Here is a 22,502-nt window from a genome sequence, read left to right as displayed (position 1 = left end):
TTTTCCTAAACGTTTATTGGGCTCCTGCTACTCCTTCCCCAGCCCGGCAGCCGGGGTCTTCCCGCCCGTTACCTCATTGAGGGCGGTGAGGTTGAAGATACCGTTGATGTCGGCCTGCTTGGTGGTGCCGGCGGTTACGCCGTCCGCCAGGAGTTTCTGGTAAGTCCCTGCCAGCGGGTCCACGGTGAACACGATGTTCTTCAGGGAGCGGTCAATGACGTCGGCCTTGAGTTCGGCACCGGCGGCTTCCTTGAGGGCTGCATTGATGACAGTGGCCTTGTTGCCGGTAGAGGCGTTGTTCAGCCACTCAACCGACTTCACATGGCCTTTCAGGAGTGCCTTGACGGTGTCCGGGTGGTCGGCGGCGAACTTCTGGTTGACGATCAGGATGGTAGTGGGGAACTCGCCCGGCTTGCCGGACAGCGAGCCGTCCCACAGGTCCTTTTCGTCCACCAGGACCTTGGCTCCGGCAGTGAGCACCAGGCGTGAGGCCCACGGCTCAGGCAGCCACGCGCCGTCGAGCTTTCCGTCCTGGAAGAGCTTCAGGGTCTGGGCGTTCTCGGTGGGGTTGATGGCCACGTCGCCGCTGCCGTCAACGTTGGTCTTGTAGCCCTGCGACGCGAGCCAGGCGCGGAGGGCCACGTCCTGCGTACCGCCGAGCTGCGGGGAGGCAAGGGTTTTGCCCCTAAGGTCCGCGGCGGAGCTGATCTCCGGCCGAACCACCAGCTGGGCGCCGCCGGCTGCAGCACCGGCGATGATGTTCACCGACTCGCCGCCGCTCTTCACGAACGAGTTGATGGCGGGATTCGGGCCGATGTACGTGGCATCGATGGCACCGGCGTTCAGGGCCTCGATCGCGGCCGGGCCGGCGTTGAACACCTGGGTGCTGAGCCTGGTATCGCCGAGCTCCTCCGCGATGTATCCCTGGCTTACCCCCACCAGGGCGGGGGCGTGGGTGACGTTGCCGAAGTATCCAAGCTTGAGTTCCGCGGCGGGGTTGCCGGCGGTGGCGGTCTCCTGCACTGCCGCGGGGGTCCCGCCGTTCACGGCGGAGGCGACGGCGACGCCCCCGCCAATGAGGGCAAGGATGCCGACGGCGATGCCCACCTTCAGCCCGAGCGGCCGCTTGGGCGCGGCGGACTGGCCGGCCACGATGCGGGTGGAGCCTGGCTGGTCCTGCGGATTATTGGGGTTTTGGCGCGAGGGATCTGACACTGGAATTCCTTTGCTGGGGCGGATGCTGAGTTGAGATTACGGAGCGACCGGCAGCGCCACAATTGTTCCCGTAGCGGGCGTTCACGGGAGGTCGCGGAGGCTCAACAAGGCGTAGCGCAGCGACAAGAAACGTCGCGGGACGTCTTTTTCCGGGGCGTCCGAAGGAGTGTTCCCGCGGCAATGAATCCCATAGGTTGCCGGTCACCGGGGCCTGTTTTCGGGCCCTGGTGCGGACGTACGATCGGGCATGGAAAAGTTGAAATTTGAGGTGGATATCAACGCTCCCGCCGGGACCGTCTGGGCCACGATGCTCGACGATGCCACCTACCGGGAATGGACGAGTGCCTTCAGCGAGACAGGTTCCTTCTATGAGGGCGACTGGAGGGCGGGCAGCGAGATTCGATTCCTCGGCCCGGACGGTGAGGGGTCCGTGGGAGGGATGATCGCAACAGTTGAGGAATGCAGGCCGAACGAGTTCGTGTCCCTGCGGTATCTCGGCCAGATCGTCCGCGGTGTGGATGACACGACCAGTGATGCTGCGCAGGAATTCATCGGAGCCCACGAAAACTATTCGTTCACCGAAGCCGACGGCGTAACGAAAGTCGAGGTCGAGGTTGAGAGCGTGGAGGACTGGGCGGCCATGCTGAACGAAACGTGGCCCGTGGCCCTCGCCAAACTCAAGGACCTCGCCGAAGCGCGGGCCTGACCTAGTTGCCCGCGGCGGCCCTGGACCTCCGTGCGGCTCAGTCAAACGGCCGTTTAGGCAGCTTTCACCAGCGGAAGCTCGTCCCAGTGGGTGGTGTACCTGGGGGACCGCATGTTCCGTTTCATGGTCCAGTCCAGGCCCGACTTGATGCCGGCGTGCCCCAGGCCGATGGAGCCGCGTCCGAAGCGGCTGCCCACGTCCTCCAGCAGGGTGCCGATGTGGCGTTCCTCGTGCCGGTTCTCGAACAGCTCCAGCGGGGACTGGTTGCCGGTAGGCCGCAGGTCCGTGAGCATGAGCCCCACTTTGACGTACTTCAGGCCATCGCGGATGTTGGGCAGCAGGGCGTGCGCCGCCCTGGTGAGCAGGAGCGGGTCGGCGGTTGGCATCGGCAACGGGACGCACACGGACGGATACGCCTGCTCCTGCCCGCTGAAGGGCGAGGTGCCGGCGAATGCGGTGAGGACTTTCGCCTGCAGCCCGTGCTTGGCCAGCCGCGCGCTCGCATTCTGGCCGTAAATGCTAAGGACCTGCCGCAGCCCCGCCGCCGTGGTGACCGGGGTGGAGAAGGAACGGGAGAAGATCAGCTGGTCCCGGCCCAGGCGTTCCTCTTCCATGGGGATGCAGGGTGTGCCGTTGAGTTCCAGGACAGTGCGCATCATGACCACGGAGAACTTGTCCCGGATGGCCACGGGGTCGGCGCGGGTGAGGTCCAGGATGGTGTGGATGCCGATGGCGTTCAGGCGCCTGGTCAGGCGGCCGGCGATGCCCCAGATTTCCTCCACGGACAGGCGCCCCAGCAGCTGCTCCCGCACGGCGGCGGGAACGCTGTCCCAGTGGCATACCCCGCCGAACGCCGGGTTGTTCTTGGCCCATTTGTTGCACAGTTTGGCCAGCGTCTTGGTGGGCGCGATCCCGACGCATACGGGCACGCCCACATTGCGGCGGACGGCATTCTTCATGGTCCTGCCCAGCGCCAGCAGCTGCTCCGGCTCCCCCTTCACTCCGAGGAAGGCCTCGTCGATGCTGTAAATTCTCACACCCCCTCCTGCGTGTTGCAGCGGCACTGTCGCGAACGACCTCTAGCTTCGGATAGATGAGTGAGTCAGCAACCAGAACATGGCACCTGCATTTTGTTCAGGCATTGCCTGAGAAAGCGGCTGACCCGCTGCTGGTTCGCTCCCTCGAATCGCTGTCCGATGGACCTGGCAATGCAGCAAGGGTCGGGCGACCGTTTCTCCTCGACGCGCGGGGCTCCCCACACGACGCTGTCAACGCATTTTTTTCAAGCCGCAGAATGCGCAACAGGGCCACTTCAACCAATCGCAAATATGCATTCGCCCTCCGCGTCTGGATGAACTTCCTCGAGCTTCGCCGGACCTCGTGGGATGCCGCCGCGGACGACGACCTCTTCGACTACAAGTTCTGGCGACGGACAGATGAGAACAATCCACGACGCGTGGCAGGTTCAACCTGGCGCGACGATCTGTCAGCGATTTCCGCCTTTTATGGTTGGGCCGAAAGCTTCCAAGAGACTGCCCTCGCATCTCTCGGCGCACCTGATTGCCTTGTCAGGGGCCCACGGGACAGAAGGCCCTGGGCCACGCGCCCCGAGTATTCCGGGAAGCGGGGCCGGGCGGGTGCGTCGAGGGTCAGGTCTGCCGATGTGAAATGGTTCTCCCCGGGAGCGTTCAGAAGGTGGCGCGATGTGGGGATTCTGGGCATGGCGCCGGACGGGACGGAGAGAATCCGTTGGCGGCCGCGGTCCCTGACACGGGATGCTGCCTTTGTCGACGGCCTTTATGGCACTGGTCTGCGTCTGCAGGAATGGGCGAGCGTCCTGGCCAACGAAGTGAGACATCCGGCGGCGGACAGCAACTACGTCACTCTGCGCCTGGCGGACGCCTGTGCAAAGGGCGGTCATGGCCACCCGTACTGGGCCAAGCGTGATGTGCTCAACAGTGTTTGGAACTACATCGAGACAGAGCGGGCCGCGTCCATTCGCCGTGCCCAGGCTTCGGGAGTGTACGAGCGCCTTTCCGGAATACGCATCATTTGCGAGGTCCGTGGGGACGCTCTTGCGACTCGCAGTGAACCGGGCCGCCCTTCGAGTTTGTTGGCGCTGAATGACCTGTCGCCCGAACAACGACTGTCCCTCTTTAAGCGGACGGCTGAGGGCCTGGAGCCCTTGGCTCTCTGGTTGAACGAGGATGGCCTCCCGCGTGGCAAGCGGAGTTGGTACAAGTGCTTCAACGGGGCCAATCGACGAGTGGCGAGGGCGGGCATCGACCGGTTGCAGTGTCATCCCCACGTGCTGCGCCACAGCTTCGCCCTGCGCTGGTACGCAGTTGGACGGCTGGTCTGGGAACGACGGGCACCAAGCCTCAGCCCTGGCCAAACTCTCGATTTCCGGGAGCAGTTCGGTGACACCTGGTCTCTGGTCCAAATGATGCTCGGGCACTCCGACGTGAATACAACCAGGGACATCTATCTGGAACCGTTTCGTGGTCTTGACGTAAAACTACTCCTCGAGCACGGGGTCAACGAGCTGCAGGCCGAGACGTTGTTGCAGGTGCTCCGGTCAGACCCAAGAGTCCGTCTTGACGAAGTCCTTCCGGTTGCGGAATCCCGATGATGGAGGCTGCACTACCCAACGCGGGGTACGCATCCCCCCAAAACCTCTTGTCGGACGGCCGGACCATCGTGCGTGTTTATCCGGAGGCGGGTCGGGGGTTCAAGGACTTCTCGTTCCACGCCTTGAAGGTGGCACCAGAGCTTCAAACGCTGTTCGCAGAGGGATTCGCCTCGGCAACTGGTCCATCAGGCACCCGACGCACGATCCCTTCTGCCGCGAACCTCTTCGCGGGAATCAGTATGTTTGTGAAGCTGATGGCCGCCAGCCCGAGGCCGCCCGCCCGGACTGCGGACCTTCGCCCCGTGCACCTGGCGGAGCTGCGCATGCGGCACACGGCGTCCGCGGTCAGTGCACTGCATGCCCTTCGGGTCGTTCTTCGCTCGAATCTCGAAGTGCCGATGCCGTTCAGAAACGCACTCTTCGCGCCCCTTCCCAACGCGGGACGCTCGACATTGTCCGTTTCTTACACGAAGGCGGAGTTCCGGAGCATCCAACGGGCAGCACGGTCCGACGTCCGCGCGGCGTTGCAGCGTATTCGTGCCGGCGAAGTCGAGCTCAGTTCATGGCGACAGGAACGCGGTCAGGTCTCAGACGCTTCGGACCGTCCGGGACGCAGCTCGGACCGAGGGGGCGTTCTAAATCATTTGGCATTGTTCGGCGACGTTCCGCGGTACACGTCTGGTGCATCGCGCGGTCACAGCTCCGTACGTGGAGCGACGAAAGCCTTCAGTTCACTCTTCCCCACCGCCTCAGAGGTGGCGGCGATGGCCGTGCTGTTCCAGTGCCTGACCGGGCAGAACCTATCCACTATTTGTAACCTGACGATGCGGTACAGCCGCGCGGACGGCGACTGGCAGGGTGAGACCAAGGTGCTGATCACCCGCGGTTCCAAACCCCGGCGAGGGCCAAGGAAAGCTGAAATGGACTTTTCCCTCACATCAATTCCGGCATGGATCGAGCCACGCCCAACTGAGGATGAGAAGGACGACTACGTGTCCCCGTTTGGCCTCTACATGATTGCCGAGGAGCTGTGCCGCCGTGCCCGCCAGCTCGCATCCACAGACGCACTGCTGGTCGGGCACTGGAACCAACAACGAGCCAGCACGACAAATGGCCTGGGTTTTCGGCAGGTGACGGACACCAGCTGCACGAGCCTATGGAAGGGCTGGACCGAGGACGGAAAGCAGCAACGCGTGGACAGCAAGCGCCTCCGACGCACCTTCCTTGAACTTCACCAGCGTCCCGTGGCGCACACCGCTGACACCCTGGCGGACACGTACTTGTCCCGCGACGCTGGATCCCTCGACGCAAACCAGAGGGTTGTCCAACGCGTCCTGGAGACCGAAGTAGAGCGCATCACGTCAGAGAGGGCCGCCCTCGCCCTGACGCAGCGCGATGTCGAGCAGGCAGCCACTGACGCGAACGGAGTCGCCCAACGGTTCGGGATCCCGGTCGAGAAACTGCGGCCCCTTCTGGATGGCCGGCTTGAAACCGTGGCAACGTCCTGCATCGACAATAGGAACGGGCCCATCACGGAACCGGGAAAGCCGTGCACGGCTTCCTTTCTGCTCTGCCTGGGCTGTGCGAATGCCCGGTCCGAACCGCGGCAGGTCCCCATCCAGGCATTGCTACGCCAGCGGCTGGAGACGCTTCGGGATGAGCTTCCACCCCAACGCTGGCAGCAGCTATACGGCACGGCCGCCGAACAACTCGATGACCTGCTCCAGCAACAGCGGGCCGGCATTGCAGCGGCTGCATCCCGGGCGACTGATGAGGACGCGGCCCTCGTCGACGCATTACTGGGCGGAAGGCTTGACCTGCGGTGACTCGTCAAGCAGCCGCACAGAGCGGATGGGTCCTCGAGGCCAATCCGCTTGTGCTCACCAACCGGCCGGTTCGCCCCGACGTAGAGGCCTCCCGGTTGTCCCGGTTCACTGACGATAGATGGGATTTGACCCCAGGCATTTTTGAGGATCACGGCACCAAGGTGAGTCTGACTTTCGAGGCCTTTCCGTCCAGGTGGCGGTTGGCGGTAAAGGAATACTTTTGGTGTCTCATCAACGACGACACGGCCAGGTCCCTGCCGGCGGCGCAACTGGGGAAACGCGTTTCACTACGGACGATCAGTTTCGCGCGGACTCCGTTGGCAAAGGTCCTGACCTGGGCCGAAGATCGCGGAGCCACGTCGTTAGAGGAGCTATCTGCCGCCAAACTCGACCTCCTGCTGGACAATATGGCGACGCTTGACCTGAGTTACCTCGCCAAAGGACGAATGATTTGCGAGACCCGCCGGCTATGGGCCTACCGCGACGTGGTTCCCGAGGTGCTCCGCTTGCCGGAACGTCAACCATGGCTCGGGGAGCTCACGCGGGATTTGTTCGCCGAACCCCAGCACCGGTCGTGGAATCGCACACCCAGGATCGATGACGAGACGCTTGTTCCACTTCTCGGGTGGGCCATGCGGTTCGTCGACGATTTTTCGGCGGACCTCACCGCATCCTTTCGTGAATACTGCCTCCTGCTTCAGCAGGAGGACCGGTTTCGTGTACCGGGCATTGGCCGGTGGGCACCTCCCGGAACGCGACGGGAGAGGCTCCAGCACGTCCTGGACGAACTTGCCCGCGACGGCAAGAAACTGCCGGGCCGATCCCGCGAGGACGGCGGCCGCGAAGTCCGCTGGCAGCACCTTGGCAGGCTCACCCACTCGACGGGGCACGAACACTCGCGGCATGACCGGGATCCGATCCACGAATCGGGTCTCGAGATTGGCGACAACGTCTACCTGGGAACGCCATGTGAAGGGACGGTTGACGGTGAACCATGGCGAACAAGGCCCATACCCTTCGACGACGCAACCAATCTCGCACAGCATCTCGTCACGGCATGCTTCATAGTTATCGCGTATCTGTCCAGCATGCGGCCCGGGGAGGTGCTGAGCCTCGAACGTGGCTGTGTTGAACACCATGAATCCACCGGACGATGGACAGTGACGGGCGTCCGGTGGAAAGGCGCTCGAACCGATGACGGAGCCAAGGCAGTCGAGGGCCAACAAAGGGAAATTCCGTGGGTGGTCCATCCGATCGTGGCCCGTGCCATCGAGGTACTGACCCGGCTGCACCCCGAGAAGCTTCTCTTCCCGCTGCGTCTTCGCCCCAAACCGGTGCGGGGTCCGGCTGAGCCAGACAACCTCAGGCCGGGCAAGGCCCTCACCACATCTCAGATCGGCGCCGACATCGTCGAGTTCATTGAATGGGTCAACAAATACTGCGAGGACAACACGAGGCCCGATTCCATTCCTGCTGACCATCATGGCCGTGTCAGCCCGAGGCGCTTTCGCAGAACTCTCGCCTGGCACATCGTTCGCCAGCCGAGGGGCCTGGTTGCAGCAGCAATCCAGTATGGGCACGTGGCCACGCACATCACCCAGGGGTACGCGGGAACCTACAGCGCGGGCTTCCTGGACGAGCTCGCGCTGGAGCGCTGGCTGGAACGCATCGAAGACGTTGATGAACTGGAAGCCTACCTCGACTCCGGAGGCCAGGTCAGCGGACCAGCGGCGACCGAATTCGAATCGAGAATCCAACGTGCGCAGGCGAAGTTTGCCGGCCGGACAATCCCCACGGGACGCCAGGCCGACAGGCTTCTCCAGGATCCGGTGCTTCAACTCTTCAAGGGCCGAGGAATGCACTGCGTGTTCAACAAAGCCACAGCCCTGTGCACAAAGGAATCCGAAGAGGAGCCTTCCCTTGGAGAATGTAGAAGCTCATGCTCCAACATTGCGCGAACTGACGGAGACATCCTCGAACTTCGCGCCGACATCGAGTCGCTTCCCGACGATCCACTGGCACCCCCGATTCGGCACCGCCGACTCGAACTCATAAAACAAACCCTGACCGACGCCGTCAAGAACCACGAGGAGCCGAAACGATGAGCGATCAGGACGCACACATCATTCGTGCAGCACTCGAACGGGCCAAAGATGACCTGCTGGAGGGCCGGGTTCCCGGTCCCCTCACAAGCATCAGGCTGGTCGAGGTCGCCGGAGTCAAACGCCACCGCCTCACCCACGACAACAAAGACATCAACGACGAGTTTCAGCAAAGAGCGCGCGAATTGAACCGCACAAAGCCTGAAGTCGACGGCCTCCGGGCACAACTCGACGACGAACGCAAACGGAACAAGCGACTGGTCGCAGAACGCGATGCACTCGATAGACGAGTCAACGCCTATGCCACCGCCCTGCACGCCGTGCTTGAGGAGCGCGATCGGCTGACCGCAGCCTTGAAAGGCCAAGAGAACATCCGCGACATCTCAGATCACAGGCGTTAGTTCAGGGTTCCGGAGCATGATCCCATCGCGATGAATCGACCAAATGAGAGAGTGCTAGGCCGGACTGAACAAGGAGGACATGGCCGCCTTAGCGCATCTGGCCGCTACAGTCCGCCGGCCAGCTTGTAGTAGGCGGCGTTCCAGGCCACTTCCTTCTTGAACTGCCGGATGGTGGTGCCCTCGTCGATGGTGAGGAGTTCGGTCTTGGCGATCTCGGCGAAGTCCTCGAAGACCTCCATGCCCACCTGGGTGGAGAGGACGGTGTGGTGGGCGGCGCCGGCGGTGAGCCAGGCGGCGGCGGAGGTGGCGAAATCGGGCTTGGGCGACCAGAGCGCCCGGGCCACCGGCAGATTCGGCAGCGGCTCGTCCAAGTCGACGACGTCGACGGCGTTCGCCACCAGGCGGAAGCGGTCGCGCATGTCGGAGAGCGCCACCACCACGCCGGGGCCGGCGTCGGTGTCGAAGACCATGCGGACGGGGTCTTCCTTGCCGCCGATGCCCAGCGCGTGGACCTCCAGCCGCGGTTTGGAGGCAGTCAGTGAGGGGCAGACCTCGAGCATGTGGGCGCCCAGGATCTTCTCCGAGCCCGGCTCCAGGTGGTAGGTGTAGTCCTCCATGAGCGAGGCGCCGCCGGGCAGTCCCGCGCCCATGACCTTGGCCGCGCGGACCAGGATGGCGGTCTTCCAGTCGCCCTCGGCGCCGAAGCCGTAGCCGTCGGCCATGAGCCGCTGGACGGCCATGCCGGGGAGCTGGCGCAGCTCGCCGAGGTCTTCGAAGGACGTGGTGAACGCGGCCGAGCCGTTCGCCTCCAAGAAGCTGCGCAGGCCCAGTTCGATGCGGGCGCTGTAGCGCAGGGACTCATGGCGGGCACCGCCCGCCTTCAGTTCCGGGACCACCTCGTAAAGGCGCTCGTACTCCGCCACCAGTGCGTCGACGTCGGACTCCGCGGCGCCGTGCACGGCGTCGGCGAGCTCGTTGACGGACCAGGTGTTCACCGAGACGCCGAAGCGGAGCTCGGCCTCGGTCTTGTCGCCTTCGGTGACGGCCACGTTGCGCATGTTGTCCCCGAAGCGGGTCAGCTTCAGGGTCCGGACGGCGGCCCAGCCGGCGGAGGCGCGCTGCCAGGCACCCACCTGGCGGGCCACCGCGGGGTTGGAGGCGTGCCCCACCACGGTCTTGCGCGGGATGCCGAGGCGGGACTGAATGTAGCCGAATTCGCGGTCGCCGTGCGCGGCCTGGTTGAGGTTCATGAAGTCGAAGTCGATGTCCGCCCAGGGCAGTTCCACGTTGGCCTGGGTGTGCAGGTGCAGCAGCGGCTTGCGGAGCAGGTCCAGGCCCTGGATCCACATCTTCGCCGGGCTGAACGTGTGCATCCAGGCCGTCACACCGATCACGGAATCGTCCGAGTTGGCCTCCAGCGCAGTGCGGCGGATGGCGTCCGAATCGGTCAGCACGGGCTTCCAGACGAGCTTGACGGGCACGTCGGAGGAGGCGTTCAGGGCGGCGGCGATCTCCTGTGACTGCGCGGCGACCTGTTTCAGCACATCCTCGCCGTAGAGGTGCTGGCTGCCGGTGAGGAACCAGACCTCGTACTGCTCAAGGGATGTGTTGTTGGCGTTGGGCATGTGGGGCTCCTTGGGTAAGTTTGCGGGGCCGATCTAGCGGCCGTAGACGTTTTGGTAGCGGTCGTAGAGGGATTCGATCTTGGCCTGGTCAATGGGCAGCGGATCGCCGAGCTGCCGGGCAATGTGCACGGTGCGGGCCACTTCCTCGCACATCACGGCGGCCTTGACCGCGGATTTCGCGTCCTTGCCGATGGTGAACGGGCCGTGGTTTTGCATGAGGACCGCGGGTGAGTGGGAGTTCTTTAGCGTCTCCACGATGCCCTGCCCGATCGAGTCGTCGCCGATCAGTGCGAACGGGCCCACCGGGATAGGTCCGCCGAATTCGTCGCCCATCATGGTCAGCACGCACGGGATCTCCTCGCCGCGGGCAGCCCACGCGGTGGCGTAAGTGGAATGCGTGTGCACCACTCCGCCGACCTCGGGCATGTGTCGGTAGACGTACGCGTGGGCTGCGGTATCCGATGAAGGAGACAGGTCCGGGTTGCCCCAGGCGGCCGGATTGCCGTCGGCGTCCGAGCTTAGGCGGGCTACGGGCGTTCCGTACAGGTCGGTGACCACCATCTGCTCGGGGGTCAGTTCGTCGTAGGAGACGCCGGAGGGCTTGATGACCATGAGGTCATACCCCGGGATGCGGCCCGAGACGTTGCCCGCGGTCCACACCACCAGTTGATAGCGGGTTAGCTCGGCATGCAGATCGCAGACTTCGCGCCTGACTTGCGCGATGGTTTCCAGCAGGTCGCTCATGCGCGGGTTCCTGCCGGGACGGTTGCCTCGTGTGCAGTGCGCTGGATTGCCTTGAGGCGGTGCATCACCTCGTTGGTTCCGCGGCCGAAGTAGTCGTGCAGGGTCCGGTATTCCTGGAAAAGGGCTTCGTAGGCTGCGACGTTCTCCGGCATCGGTGTGTAGACCGCGCCGGGGGCGGCTGCCATGGCGGCCGCGGCTTCCCGGATGTCCTTGTATTTCCCGGCGGCCACGGCAGCGTGGATCGCTGAGCCAAGGGCCGGGCCCTGCTCCGAGCCGATCGTGGAAAGCTGCAAGCCCGTGATGTCCGCGTAGACCTGCATCAGGAACGTGTTCTTCAAGAGCCCGCCGGCCACGATGAACTCCTTGACCGGAACTCCGGAATCGCGGAAGGCGTCCACGATGGTGCGCGTGCCGAACGCCGTGGCTTCAAGCAGCGCCCTGTAGGTGTCTTCGGGTTTGGTGGCCAAGGTTTGGCCGATCACCACGCCTGAGAGCTCGTGGTCCACCAGCACGGAGCGGTTGCCCGAATGCCAGTCCAGGGCGAGCAGGCCGTGCTCGCCGATGGCCTGCTTCGACGCGAGTTCGGTGAGGTATTCGTGGATGCCCAAACCCTTTTCGGCTGCGGCCTCGTGGTACTCCGGCGGCACACCGTTCTTGGTGAACCAGCCGAAAATGTCTCCGACGCCGGACTGGCCGGCTTCGTAGCCCCAGAGACCGTCCACGATGCCGCCGTCTACCACGCCGCACATGCCGGGCACTTCGCGGAGGACATCGCCGTTCATCACGTGGCAGGTGGACGTGCCCATGATCGCGACGAGCTGTCCCGGCTGTACTGCGTTGGCAGCCGGGGCGCTGACGTGGGCGTCCACGTTTCCAACCGCCACTGCGATGCCCGCAGGCAGCCCGGTCCAGGCCGCGGCTTCCTCCGTGAGGTAGCCCGCGGCGTCACCCAGACGGCCGACGGTGTGTTCCAGCTTTTCGGACACGAAGCCCTTGAACTCCGGGTTCAATGCTGCGAGGAAGTCCTCTGACGGGTATTCGCCGTCTTGGTAGATGCCCTTGTATCCGGCCGTGCAGGCGTTGCGGACGTACTTGCCGCAGAGCTGCCACACGATCCAATCGGCTGCCTCAACCCAGTGGTCCATTGCGCCGTAGACTTCGGGGTCTTCCTCGAGCAACTGCAGGCCCTTGGCGAACTCCCACTCCGAGGAGATCAGGCCGCCGTAGCGCGGGAGCCAGAACTCGTTGCGCTCTTCGGCGAGCTGGTTGATGCGGTCAGCCTGCGGCTGCGCTGCGTGGTGCCGCCACAGCTTCACGTATGCGTGCGGCCGGTCCGCGAAGCGTTCCAGTTCGTTCAGCGGCGTGCCGTCCGCCGCCGTCGGGACCATAGTGCACGCGGTGAAGTCAGTGGCGATGCCCACCACCTCTGCCGGGTCGATTCCGGCGTCGGCGACGGCAGCTGGTACCGCATGGCGCAGGACGTCGCGGTAGTCGTTGGGCACTTGGAGCGCCCAGTCAGCCGGCAGCCGCTTGCCGGTGGAGGGAAGCCGCTCAGAGACGACGGCGTGCGGGTATTCGAAGACGCCGCTGCCCAGCTCGGCGCCATCCGAGACGCGGACGACGACGGCACGCCCTGACAAGGTGCCATAGTCCACGCCGATCACGTAGCTGGCTGACGGATCCAGTGTTGGCGTCATCTGTATTTCTCCATTCGGAACGGTAGATCAATGTATTAGCGCTAACAACAATCGGAAGATTTGCCGCTAGGCCACGTAGGTTCCAGACCCTTGCACTCGAACGACGACGTGGTTCTCAGCAAGCAACTGCATGGCCTGGCGGACAGTTCCTGTCGCCACCTTCAGCTCACGTGCCAGCTGGCCTTCGGTCATGAGTTTGGAACCTGCCGGGATGTTGTTTCGCCGCACGTCTGCGCGAATCGCTTCGGCTATCTGGAAATACAGCGGCACCGGAGAGCTCTTGAGGATCTGAATATTCATCAAGGGGACCATCTCCTTTTCGTGTCTTCTGCCGGTGTGGCATCCGCGGGTTCCAAGGTCCGGCGCTCGTCATCGGTTGCAAGCACAGTGATGTCGTTTGCGGTTGGTGTGTTACTTTTCGGCTCCGGCGAGGGCGCCTTTGACGAAGTACTTTTGGAGGAAGAGGTAGGCGATGAGGATTGGGAGGAGTCCGATGAGCGCGGCGGCGGCTGCGGCGCCGACGTTGTTGCCCTGGGTACCGAAGAAGCTGGCTGCGGCGGGGGCGAGAGTGCGGACTTCGGCTTTGTTCAGGATGTAGGAGCTCATGGCGAACTCGTTCCATACGTTGGTTGATGTGAGGATCACGACGGTCGCGAAGACGGGCTTGAGTGAGGGGAGCACGATGCGTAGGAACGTGGTGGTGAGTCCGGCGCCGTCGATGGCGGCTGCTTCCTCGAGAGAGAGCGGCAGTGTCCGCATGAACTGGGTGAACAGGAACACTGCGAGGGGGAGTTGCAGGGTGGTGAGGACCAGGATGAGGCTGACGTAGGTGTTCAGGAGGCCGAGCTGGGCGAGCATTGTGTAGAGGGGAACGAGGATGCTCAGGGGTGGGACCATGAGCATGCCGAGGATGGCCAGCGAGACGAAACGGTTCAGTTTCGTGCTGCGGCGCGCGAGGGGGTAGGCGGCCATGGCGCCGACGATGCAGGTGAGCGCGGTGCTAACGACGGTGACGATCAGGCCGTTCTCCAGGGCCCAGTCGAGGTGCCCGGAGTCCCATGCCGTCGCGAAATTATCGAGTGTTCCGCCGTTCAGGGGTGGGAGCCACAGCGAGGTGGTGTCGGTGATGGGTTTGAAGGCTGTGGTCAGGGCCAGATAGAACGGGGTCACCTGTGTGATCACGGCGATGGCGATGAGGATCCAGCGTCCGAGTTGTCCGGCTTGGGAGGTGCGCCGGACGCGTGGTGAAGCGGTCCGTTGCGGTGCGATTGTGGTGGCCATCAGAGGTCCTTTCCGGTGCGGTCCATGCGCGCGACGAGGAAGATTGAGACCACGGCGATCAGCACGAAAAGCGCGACGCCCATGGCGGAGGCGTAGCCGGCGGCCTGCTGGCCGAAGTAGCTGCGTGCAATCAGGGTCGAGACTGAGTGTGAGGAGTATCCGGGGCCGCCGGCCGTGAGGACCTGGATGACGTCGTAGAGCTTGAGCCCGCCGATGAGGTTGATGATCACGCTGGAAATGATGGCCGGTCGCAGCAGGGGCAGGGTAATGGACCGGAAGAGGCGCAGTCCGCGGGCGCCGTCTACTTCAGCGGCCTCGGTGATTTCCTGGCCGATGCCTTGGAGGCCGGCGAGGTAGATGACCATTGAGATGCCGACGAATTGAAGCGTGTTAATGAGCACGACGATGGTGACCGTTCCGGGGCCGGTGGAGAGCCAGGCGATCCGGTCGAATCCAACCGAGACGAGGATGTCATTCAGGGCCCCGCGGTCGTACTGGAAGAGGAAGTAGTACATCATGGTCATCACGACGGGCGAGACGAGCACGGGCAGGTAGATCAGGGCCCGGGCGAAGGCCTTGCTGCGGCCAGCGCCGTCGAGGGCGACGGCGAGCCCGAGGCCGAGGACCTGCTGCAGCACTGTGCAGCCGATGCCGTAGATGAGCGTGTTGACCAGCGCGGTCTGGAACGTCGCGTCGGTGAAGAGCCGCGCGAAATTATCGAGTCCAACGAAGGCCTTGGTGGGGGAGTATCCGTCCCAGTTCGTGAATGCGAGTCCGATGCCCTGGACAAGCGGGTAGAGCATGAAGATGGCGACCATGGCGATCGCAGGCACGTACATCAGGTTCATTGACCCGCCACGGCGCCGCCGCGGCCGGCGTTCTTTGTGGGATTCGACCCCCTTGGTGGTCCGGGGGAGGGTGGTTTGTTGGCTCATGTCTCTTGCTTTCGCGAGGTTTTGGATCGGCGGTGCCGATGGGTAATGCGGATGGGGGCCTGCCGGTTCGTTCGTGGGCAGGCCCCCTTTTTTGGGCTATTTCTGGCCGTACAGTGTGGCGAACTGGTTCTTCATCTGGGCGACGGCGCCGGCAACGTCGGATTGTCCGGAGATCACGGAGTCGGTGGTCGCGACCATCGTGTTCCATGAGCCGTTCGGAAGGTACACGCGGTCGAAGTAAGGTTTGACCGGGGTCGATCCGCTGGTGACGTACTTGTCGTAGCTGGCGGTGAGTTTGCCGAAGTCGACCTTGACGTCCACAAGGCCTGCGGCGGCGCCGTTGGCTTCGGCGAGGGCGGCGGCGTTGGCCGGCTGGGCGAGGAAGTCAAGGAACGCCAGTGCGTTGTCTTTGTGGCTGCTGGTCTTGGAGACGCCGAACGAGTCGATGCCTTCGCCGCCGATCAGGTATGGGGTATCGCCGTTGGTGGGCGGCAGCGGGATGAAACCGACATTGGCGTTCGGGTTGTAGGTCCGCGCTGAGGCGAGGATGTTGTTGTTGTAGATCTCGAAGCCGGCCGTTCCGTTGGCGAGGGCGCGGGCCATGTCATCTTCCGAAGCGGAAGAGTAGTCCTTGTTGAACCAGCCCTTGCTCTGCCAGGACTTCACCCGGTCGAGGACCTTGGTGTAAGCGGAGGTGACGAAAGTGCCCTCCTTCATCTGGGTGAGTTCGGCGTCCGTGAACGAGTCTGCGGCCAGGTAGTCGGCCATGTGGCCGGCCGGGCCTTGGGCCTTGCCGCTGGAGAAGATCGGCGTGCTTCCCTTGGCTGCAACCGCCGCTGCTGCGGCATCGAAAGCGTCCCAGGTGGTGATTGTGGCCGGGTCGATGCCGGCCTTGTCAAGGACGTCCTTGTTGTATGCGATGCCTGCCGTGTCGAATGCGCCGGGGAAGGCGTAAATCTTGCCGTCACTGTCACGCATCGCGGAGTCCAGGCCCGGGTTGACCTTTGATGCCCATGGCCGGTCGGTGAGCGGTTCCAAGAACTTGCTGTAGCGCAGCAGGGACCAGCCGTGGGTGGTGAAGATATCGGGGATGTCACCGGAGGCGAGCTTGACCTTCATCTGGTCCTCGTAGTCCGTTGACGCCGCTGTCATCTTCACGGAGATACCCTTCTCCTCCTTGAACTTGGCGATGAGGTCCGTCATCGCCTTGTACTGGGGAGTGTCGGTGCCACCGTTGAGGAACAGCTGAACCTCATCACTGCCGGAGGAGGTGCCGCGGTCGCATCCGGTTGCGCTGACAAGGAGGGCAGCGACACCGAGAGCCGCGATTGCCGCCCGTGCCGTTTTCCGAGAAAGCTTCATTGCTTGTCCTTCGTAGTTGGGTTACTGCAGATGGGTTGGAGGAGTTATCCGCGCGGGATCGTGTAGACCCGTGCGGTGGCGCCGCTGATGCCGGGTCGCATCAGAACGGTGTTGCCCGGGCCGTCGGTAACGTCCCAGGGGGCGAGGGTGCGGGGGTAGATTTCAACGAGTTGCCCGGTGTGGACACCGTCGCCCAGGTCCAGCGAGATTTCAGAGTTCTCATCGCCGCGGTTCCAGACGTAGAGGAGGTCAGCCTCAGGACCGGAGAGCGTCAGCGCGATTGTGTCGGCGTACCACTGGGGAAGACCGGCAGGCCAGCTCGGAGTGGACGCGGCGATGTTGTTCCGGATCACTTTGAATTGCCTGTAGGCATCGTGCACGAGCTCAAGCTGATCCGAGTTCATCCGGTTGAGATAGCCGGAAGCGTAGAGCCGGCCGCTGAGGCCGGTGACCATGGTGAAGGCGATCTCCTCCTGGGTCATCCACGACTGCGGATAGGCCCAGTTGCCCGCCTGCTCAGGGAGCATTTGCACCGGCGCGCCTGCGGCGATCGCCGGGTAAAGGCGGAAGTCCTCCTGGTCGGAGGTGGACTGGAAGTCGAACAGTTCCAGCATGGCGAAGTCGGCCCGCATGGCACCGGAACTGCAGTTCTCGAAGACCACGTTGGGGTAGCGGCGGCGGAGCCCGGCGAACCATTCGAGATGGGCGCGGTTGTGCCCGAGCAGGCCCGCGCCGACTGAGAAGGCTTCGAAGTCCGTACCCGGCCCGGGGGTCACGTTGTAGTCCAGCTTGAAGAAGTCGATGCCGAACGTCGTGATGAGCCGATCGAATGTCGCGTCCAGGTGCGCGCGGGCAGCGGGGTGGCGCAGGTCAAGAAAGTAGCGCTGGTGCTCCGTGACGCGCTGTCCGTGGCGCTGCAGAAAAGCACCGTCCGGGAGCTGCTGGGCGACCGGGCTGTCGACGCCGATAACCTCAGGCTCCAGCCAGATCCCGACTCCCATGCCGGCATCCCGGATCGCCGAAACCACCCGAGCCAATCCGCCGTCGGGAAAGCGCCGGGCCGAAGGAACCCACTCGCCGACAGAGGGCCACCAATCGCCGGCCGCCGTATCGTCGTACCATCCGGCGTCAATGCAGAAGCACTCGGCGCCGGCGGCCGCCGCTTCCTGGATAAGAGGGAGCAGCTTCTCGGTGGTCGGGTCGCCGTTAATCGTGTTCATGTAGTCGTTGAAGACCAGTAGTGAACTAGTGTCGGCATTCTGGTGGCGGCGCAACCACCGACGATGGCGGGTGAGCTCTGCGATGACGCCCACGAACCCGGCCCCGCTGACGGCAAACGACACCGGCACGGACGTGAATGCTTCGGCTGGCTCAAGTTTGTGCGACCAGTGGTGATCGAGGTCTTCCGGGCCGAGCAGGACGAGGGCCACGGAGTCTTCGTCCTCGCGGACGTTATCAACCTCCCAGCGCCACCCCCCATTGTGTTCGATCTGCCACGCAAAGGACCGTCCGGTGACCTTGTTTTCAAGGGCGCCGGTCGGCAGTGCACGTGCCGTTGACCAGGTGGAGGTGCTGACCTTCTCAACGCCGCCGCGACCGGGCTGGTTCATGTCGGCCGAGTTGAAGTCGGCGAGGTTTTCCTGGCTCCACAACGCCTGGGTCGTCCAGCGGAATTCCGCCAACTGCTCGCCGGTACCGGAGTGCAGCAGCAGGTCCTTCGTCGATTCGCCAGGGTAGACAAACGCCCCAGCCGAAAAGGAGCTGACTGCCTCAAGGATCACAGGAGTCGCCGATGTGTTCGCGACAGTCGTCTTCACGCGGGCGGCCGCCAGCACCGGCGAGGCGGTGAACTTTGTCGTCACCTCCAACCCCGTATGCTGGTCCCGCTGCACAACCTCCAGTTCGGCGGCTCCGTCCTGGACACTCTCGGCGTGGCTTGCGTAGCGAAGGCGGGAACCTACACCGGTGTTGGTGAAGCGCGTCGTTGTCCTGGAACGGCCGTCGCCGGTTGCGATGAGTTCGACAATCGGCTGCATGGTACGCGTCACCGCGGAATCTGTGTCACTGACGCCGCTCAGGATCACCGGCAGATCGGTGTCGGCGGTGAAGGTCAGGCGCATTTGGCCCGTGTTCCACTCGAAGCGGAACGGGAGCGGGGCCACGGATTCTTCCGGCTCCTGCTCTGCCACAACCGTGATGGTTGGCGAGGTCTGCGTGTTGTCCAAACGATGCTCCTTTGCGTCGATCCGCTAAATGAAAGCGTTGATCAAATCTGATTGAAGAACAGCATATGTCCTGACATGAACGCATGCAAGCGTTGATCATTTTTTGATGCAAGAAGTTTTTCTGCGCCGGGTTCGCCCCGGCAGACGCTCAGGCGGCGGGTGCGGGAGGCGCCGTGCTTTCCCGGACGACAAGTCCATAGGACGGCGTGCCGGCCGTGCTGTGCAGCTCATCGAGTTCCATTAGCAGTTCCAGTGCTGCCACTCCGGCCCAATCAAAATCAAGCCGGAAGGTGGTCAAAGCAGGAACCCAAGCCGCCGCCAGAGGCTCATCGTCGATGCCTGCAACGCTGATGTCTTCCGGGACCCGCTTGCCCGCTTCGTGGATGCTGCGCATCACCGCGAACGCGATCTCGTCGTTGGCGCAAAAGATTGCTGTCACGTCGGGGTCGTGCGCCAAGGCTGCGCCTGCCTCGCGCGCAGCCTTGATTGACCAGTCGGTTCTACGGACTTCAGGGACAGGAGCACCCGCATCGATCAAAGCCTGGCGCCAGGCTGCTTCGCGAATATGCGGTTCCCCGCTGCGGCTTGGGGCGGCGACGTGATGAACAGTCCGGTGGCCGAGCGCGAGCAAATGATTTGTGACCTCGTACGCAGCCCTCCGGTCATCGACACGCACATGAGGTACATCGATGTCGGTTTGGTCGCCGTGTATCACCGTGGAGACGGGCAAATTCCCCAAGCTGTCCTTCAGGCGCGTGTCGTAGGTGGTGTAGTCAAGGACGACGACCCCGACGATAGGCTGACCCAGCAGCAAATCAAGAGCAGAAGTGGCTTTTTGCACGTCTGCAGGGTCGAGGGCGACGATAGCAACAAGGTAGCCTGCCTGGCGTGCCCGGCTTTCTATGTTGGCCAGCATTCGGGTGTAGCCATGCAAGGCGGTGTCACGCGTGATAACGCCCACAATCGGCTGCCGCCCTTGCACCAGGGCGCGGGCCGCCCCGTTGGGCCGATAGCCAAGACTTTTCATCGCAGCCCGGACGCGCTCTTTCGTCACGTCGCGCACCGGAGTGTTGCCGGTCAGGACGCGGGAGACGGTAGGCTGCGAAACGCCGGCAACGCGTGCGACATCGGCAATCGTCGGCGGCCTCTTGCGCCCACCGGGCATCCTCGTTCCAGCGTCACGCTGGGAAAGCAGGCGTATTGACCCGTCGCTCGAGTGAGCGTCAGCCTGATGTTCAGGCGCCGCCTCAACCTTCCGTTGGCTTTGAAAAGCATGTTCGTTCATGACCGGCTCTCGCGACAGGCTATGAATACGTTGATCATCCACAACACCAATCATCGCTCATGCAACTGAAATGCGGGTAATTCACGAAGACATTCCGAGAGTCGAGCACTGTTTCATCCGCCGTGTGGATAGCTTGAGCCAGATGTCACGGCACGCAGAAGGCAGGACGCGGTGGCACGCCCCTAGACTCACCAAGCCGCTCCGGAAAACGGCACTGATCAACTACGCCTACGTCTCCAATGACCACCGACTGACTACTTTAGAGGCAAAACAGTCCGCAGTGGCCCTGCACTAAACCTCTTGCGGCAGCTGTTGTAGAACGCCGTCTTGCCCTCCAGAAGGGAACCTCCAAGGGTTGCGTGGAGGATATTGTTGCGCTGCTCCAAGACGACTTTCGCCTCCCACGAGTGCGGCCACAGTCTCCTCCCTGATTTCCCGCGGCCTGGGCGGCGTCCTAACTAGCACCTGATCCAGAAGAAAGTCGAAGCGCTTGACCGTCCCCGAGGCCTCCAACAACAGCTTTATGGATACAGAATGTAGACCTCCAGCCACGCGGAGTACCTGCCGAGCAGCTCCATGACCCGGGCGCTGATGTCGCCATAGAGCTCGTAGTTGCTGGATTTGGCCACCAGTCCCCATTCCTTCGCGCGGGGTGCGAGTTTGAACCACGGCTCGCCGGTGGCAATGCCCAGGGCCTTCGCCTCGGGGGAGCGGGTGACGGCGCAGCCGTCGTTGTTCGAAAGGACCACCAGCGGCCTGCCCTCCAGCGAGGGATCGAAGGCACGCTCTGCCGAGGCGTAGAAACAGTTCACGTCCACGTGGGCGATCTGCGGCATCTGCCGCATGGGGACGGGTTTGCTCATCGCCGGGCATCCGGACGCCGCCGGCTAGACATGGTGCAGGCACCTCGTGGCCACGCCCCAGATGGTCAGCTCCGAGAGGGCAGGCACTCTGATGTCCGGATACTTTGGATTCTCCGCCTGCAGCACCACGCCTGTGGCGTTAAGGCGCAGGCGCTTCACCGTCAGCTCCCCGTCCAGCACGGCAATCACCACCGAGCCGTCCCGGGGTTCCAGTGCCCTGTTGACGATCAGCTCATCACCGTCGCTGATGCCCGCTTGCTCCATGGAGTCTCCTGTCACGCGGACCACGAACGTGCTGGTGATGTCCTTGATCAGGTGGGCGTTCAGGTCGATCCGGCCATCGAAGTAGTCCTGCGCCGGCGAAGGAAACCCTGCGGCGACGGGAACCGGGGCAATCAGCACTGACAACAACGAGGCGCCCGCATGTATCACGCGGGGACCGATAATAACGCCCACAACACACCTTTACTCGAATATATGTTCGATTACTTCAGTGTAGACCCTGGCCCTGACAATGCCACCCCCGGAGTATCTGGCGTCCCTGCCTCCGGGTGCTTCACTGTGAGGCAGCCACCTTAAAGAGCAGAGTGGTGCTGCCCGGCTGGGCAGCGCCACTCTGCGTCTGGTTGTGGTTAGGTCAGCCGGCGACGGCGGGCCGTGACTCCCGGACCACCGACGGCGTGAACTTCGCCCCGGTATCCGGGAAGGAGGGCACCTGGATGCGGGCGTGGGTGTGGACTTCCTGAACCGTCCGCCGGGTGTGCTCCGCGATCTCTTCCATGGTGGCCACCCACATGCCGTCCATTCCCTTGACCCGTTCAATCAGCTGTTCCAGGGCTACAGCCTTGGAAGGCCGGCCGGAGATGAAGGGATGGTTGGTCAGGACGAAGCAGCTGCCCTGCGCATGGTGCGCCTCCGCCTCCAGCGTCCACATTTCCAGGACCTTCGCCGGGCTCTCGATGACGCCGCTGCCGGTGACGCCCGGGTAGAACGCGTACTGCTCCCAGTCGTCCAGCGCCCAGTCCACCGGAATCTCCACAATGTCCCGGGAGTCGCCCGGGGCGACGCTGAAGCGGTAGGGGGCATCGCCGTCGAGCAGGCTTGAATCGTAGAGGAAGCCGCGGTCCGCCAGGAGCGCCGGGGAGTGCCAGTTCAGTTCCCACCACGGCGCCCGGTAGCCCACCGGTTCCACCCCGGCTGCCTTGGCCAGCGCCTCCAGGCCGCGGTCGATGTAACGTGCCTCCGTCTCGGCGTCGATACCCTGCATGGGCTCGTGCAGGTAGCCGTGGTGGGCCACCTCATGCCCCGCGTCCACGATGCGCCGGACCGTGTCCGGATAGCACTCGGCGGTGAAGCCGGGGACGAAGAACGTGGCACGGATGTCCTGCCGCTGGAGGATCTGCAGCAGCCGGGGGACTGCCACCTTGGGCCCGTAGGACTGGTGGGTCATCAGGGACATCCGGCTGGTGCTCTTGGGATCGTGGGCGATGGTGCAGGATTCGGCGTCGACGTCGAAGGTGAAGGAGGCTGCCGCCTGCTTGCCCTCGGGCCAGGTGATCGGGTGGGCGGAATCGGGGAATGCGTCAATGGTCATGTCAGGTGT

General features: G+C 63.6%; 17 protein-coding genes and 2 pseudogenes. 5 read left to right on the top strand and 14 right to left on the bottom strand.

Translation table 11 applies throughout. From position 1 onward, the window contains the following. Positions 1 to 27: 27 nt before the first annotated feature. Positions 28 to 1,215 (bottom strand): ABC transporter substrate-binding protein, encoded by a 1,188-nt coding sequence (locus HTS88_RS15120; RefSeq protein WP_174179734.1) that lies wholly within the window; start codon positions 1,213 to 1,215, stop codon positions 28 to 30. Between the two features lie 247 nt (positions 1,216 to 1,462). Between HTS88_RS15120 and HTS88_RS15115 the strand changes: the two genes are divergently transcribed. Continuing rightward, positions 1,463 to 1,921: an SRPBCC family protein gene (locus tag HTS88_RS15115; RefSeq protein ID WP_174179733.1), complete on the top strand. Its 459-nt coding sequence runs from the start codon at positions 1,463 to 1,465 to the stop codon at positions 1,919 to 1,921. A gap of 53 nt (positions 1,922 to 1,974) precedes the next feature. Here HTS88_RS15115 and HTS88_RS15110 read toward each other — a convergent pair. Further along, positions 1,975 to 2,958 (bottom strand): annotated as a pseudogene (locus HTS88_RS15110) (DinB/UmuC family translesion DNA polymerase); the annotation flags it as partial. A gap of 56 nt (positions 2,959 to 3,014) precedes the next feature. Between HTS88_RS15110 and HTS88_RS15105 the strand changes: the two are divergent. The 4 genes from HTS88_RS15105 to HTS88_RS15090 all read left to right on the top strand — a co-directional run bounded on the left by HTS88_RS15105 (position 3,015) and on the right by HTS88_RS15090 (position 8,882). Continuing rightward, complete coding sequence (locus HTS88_RS15105) at positions 3,015 to 4,553, top strand: site-specific integrase (protein ID WP_174179732.1); 1,539 nt, start codon at positions 3,015 to 3,017, stop codon at positions 4,551 to 4,553. A gap of 920 nt (positions 4,554 to 5,473) precedes the next feature. Then, complete coding sequence (locus tag HTS88_RS15100) at positions 5,474 to 6,379, top strand: hypothetical protein (protein WP_174179731.1); 906 nt, start codon at positions 5,474 to 5,476, stop codon at positions 6,377 to 6,379. A 125-nt stretch (positions 6,380 to 6,504) separates the two neighbouring features. After that, the gene (locus HTS88_RS15095; RefSeq protein WP_174179730.1) at positions 6,505 to 8,484 is read left to right on the top strand and encodes a site-specific integrase; all 1,980 of its coding nucleotides are present in this window, start codon (positions 6,505 to 6,507) and stop codon (positions 8,482 to 8,484) included. Next, complete coding sequence (locus HTS88_RS15090) at positions 8,481 to 8,882, top strand: hypothetical protein (RefSeq protein WP_174179729.1); 402 nt, start codon at positions 8,481 to 8,483, stop codon at positions 8,880 to 8,882. The genes HTS88_RS15095 and HTS88_RS15090 overlap by 4 nt, the downstream gene beginning before the upstream one ends. Positions 8,883 to 8,986: 104 nt before the next feature. Here HTS88_RS15090 and araA read toward each other — a convergent pair whose 3' ends face one another. The 12 genes and pseudogenes from araA to HTS88_RS15030 form a co-directional block, all read right to left on the bottom strand. Further along, the gene (gene araA / locus HTS88_RS15085) at positions 8,987 to 10,507 is read right to left on the bottom strand and encodes an L-arabinose isomerase (RefSeq protein ID WP_174179727.1); all 1,521 of its coding nucleotides are present in this window, start codon (positions 10,505 to 10,507) and stop codon (positions 8,987 to 8,989) included. A 33-nt stretch (positions 10,508 to 10,540) separates the two neighbouring features. Then, positions 10,541 to 11,251: an L-ribulose-5-phosphate 4-epimerase gene (locus tag HTS88_RS15080; protein ID WP_174179725.1), complete on the bottom strand. Its 711-nt coding sequence runs from the start codon at positions 11,249 to 11,251 to the stop codon at positions 10,541 to 10,543. After that, the gene (araB, locus tag HTS88_RS15075) at positions 11,248 to 12,948 is read right to left on the bottom strand and encodes a ribulokinase (protein ID WP_174179723.1); all 1,701 of its coding nucleotides are present in this window, start codon (positions 12,946 to 12,948) and stop codon (positions 11,248 to 11,250) included. The genes HTS88_RS15080 and araB overlap by 4 nt, the downstream gene beginning before the upstream one ends. A gap of 66 nt (positions 12,949 to 13,014) precedes the next feature. Beyond that, on the bottom strand, positions 13,015 to 13,248 hold the full coding sequence (locus tag HTS88_RS15070) for a GntR family transcriptional regulator (RefSeq protein ID WP_174179721.1): 234 nt from the start codon (positions 13,246 to 13,248) through the stop codon (positions 13,015 to 13,017). 111 nt (positions 13,249 to 13,359) lie between these two features. After that, positions 13,360 to 14,229, bottom strand: coding sequence for a carbohydrate ABC transporter permease (locus tag HTS88_RS15065; RefSeq protein ID WP_174179719.1), 870 nt, complete (start codon positions 14,227 to 14,229; stop codon positions 13,360 to 13,362). Next, on the bottom strand, positions 14,229 to 15,164 hold the full coding sequence (locus tag HTS88_RS15060) for a carbohydrate ABC transporter permease (protein WP_174179717.1): 936 nt from the start codon (positions 15,162 to 15,164) through the stop codon (positions 14,229 to 14,231). Before HTS88_RS15060 ends, HTS88_RS15065 begins: the two co-directional genes overlap by 1 nt. Positions 15,165 to 15,260: 96 nt before the next feature. Further along, positions 15,261 to 16,526, bottom strand: a complete 1,266-nt coding sequence (locus tag HTS88_RS15055; protein WP_174179715.1) for an ABC transporter substrate-binding protein — start codon at positions 16,524 to 16,526, stop codon at positions 15,261 to 15,263. A gap of 44 nt (positions 16,527 to 16,570) precedes the next feature. Further along, positions 16,571 to 18,751, bottom strand: a complete 2,181-nt coding sequence (locus tag HTS88_RS15050) for an alpha-galactosidase (protein ID WP_217432635.1) — start codon at positions 18,749 to 18,751, stop codon at positions 16,571 to 16,573. A gap of 148 nt (positions 18,752 to 18,899) precedes the next feature. Then, the gene (locus HTS88_RS15045; protein ID WP_174179713.1) at positions 18,900 to 20,078 is read right to left on the bottom strand and encodes a substrate-binding domain-containing protein; all 1,179 of its coding nucleotides are present in this window, start codon (positions 20,076 to 20,078) and stop codon (positions 18,900 to 18,902) included. 494 nt (positions 20,079 to 20,572) lie between these two features. Next, positions 20,573 to 20,899, bottom strand: a pseudogene (locus HTS88_RS15040) (Y-family DNA polymerase); the annotation flags it as partial. A 24-nt stretch (positions 20,900 to 20,923) separates the two neighbouring features. After that, positions 20,924 to 21,355 (bottom strand): translesion error-prone DNA polymerase V autoproteolytic subunit, encoded by a 432-nt coding sequence (locus HTS88_RS15035; protein ID WP_174179711.1) that lies wholly within the window; start codon positions 21,353 to 21,355, stop codon positions 20,924 to 20,926. 181 nt (positions 21,356 to 21,536) lie between these two features. Then, complete coding sequence (locus HTS88_RS15030; RefSeq protein WP_174179709.1) at positions 21,537 to 22,493, bottom strand: polysaccharide deacetylase family protein; 957 nt, start codon at positions 22,491 to 22,493, stop codon at positions 21,537 to 21,539. Between the last annotated feature and the right edge of the window lie 9 nt (positions 22,494 to 22,502).

It is taken from the genome of Pseudarthrobacter oxydans (genome assembly GCF_013314975.1).
Lineage (GTDB): Bacteria > Actinomycetota > Actinomycetes > Actinomycetales > Micrococcaceae > Arthrobacter > Arthrobacter oxydans.
Note: the sequence above shows the minus strand (reverse complement) of the source record. Positions and strands in the feature narration are given on the sequence as shown.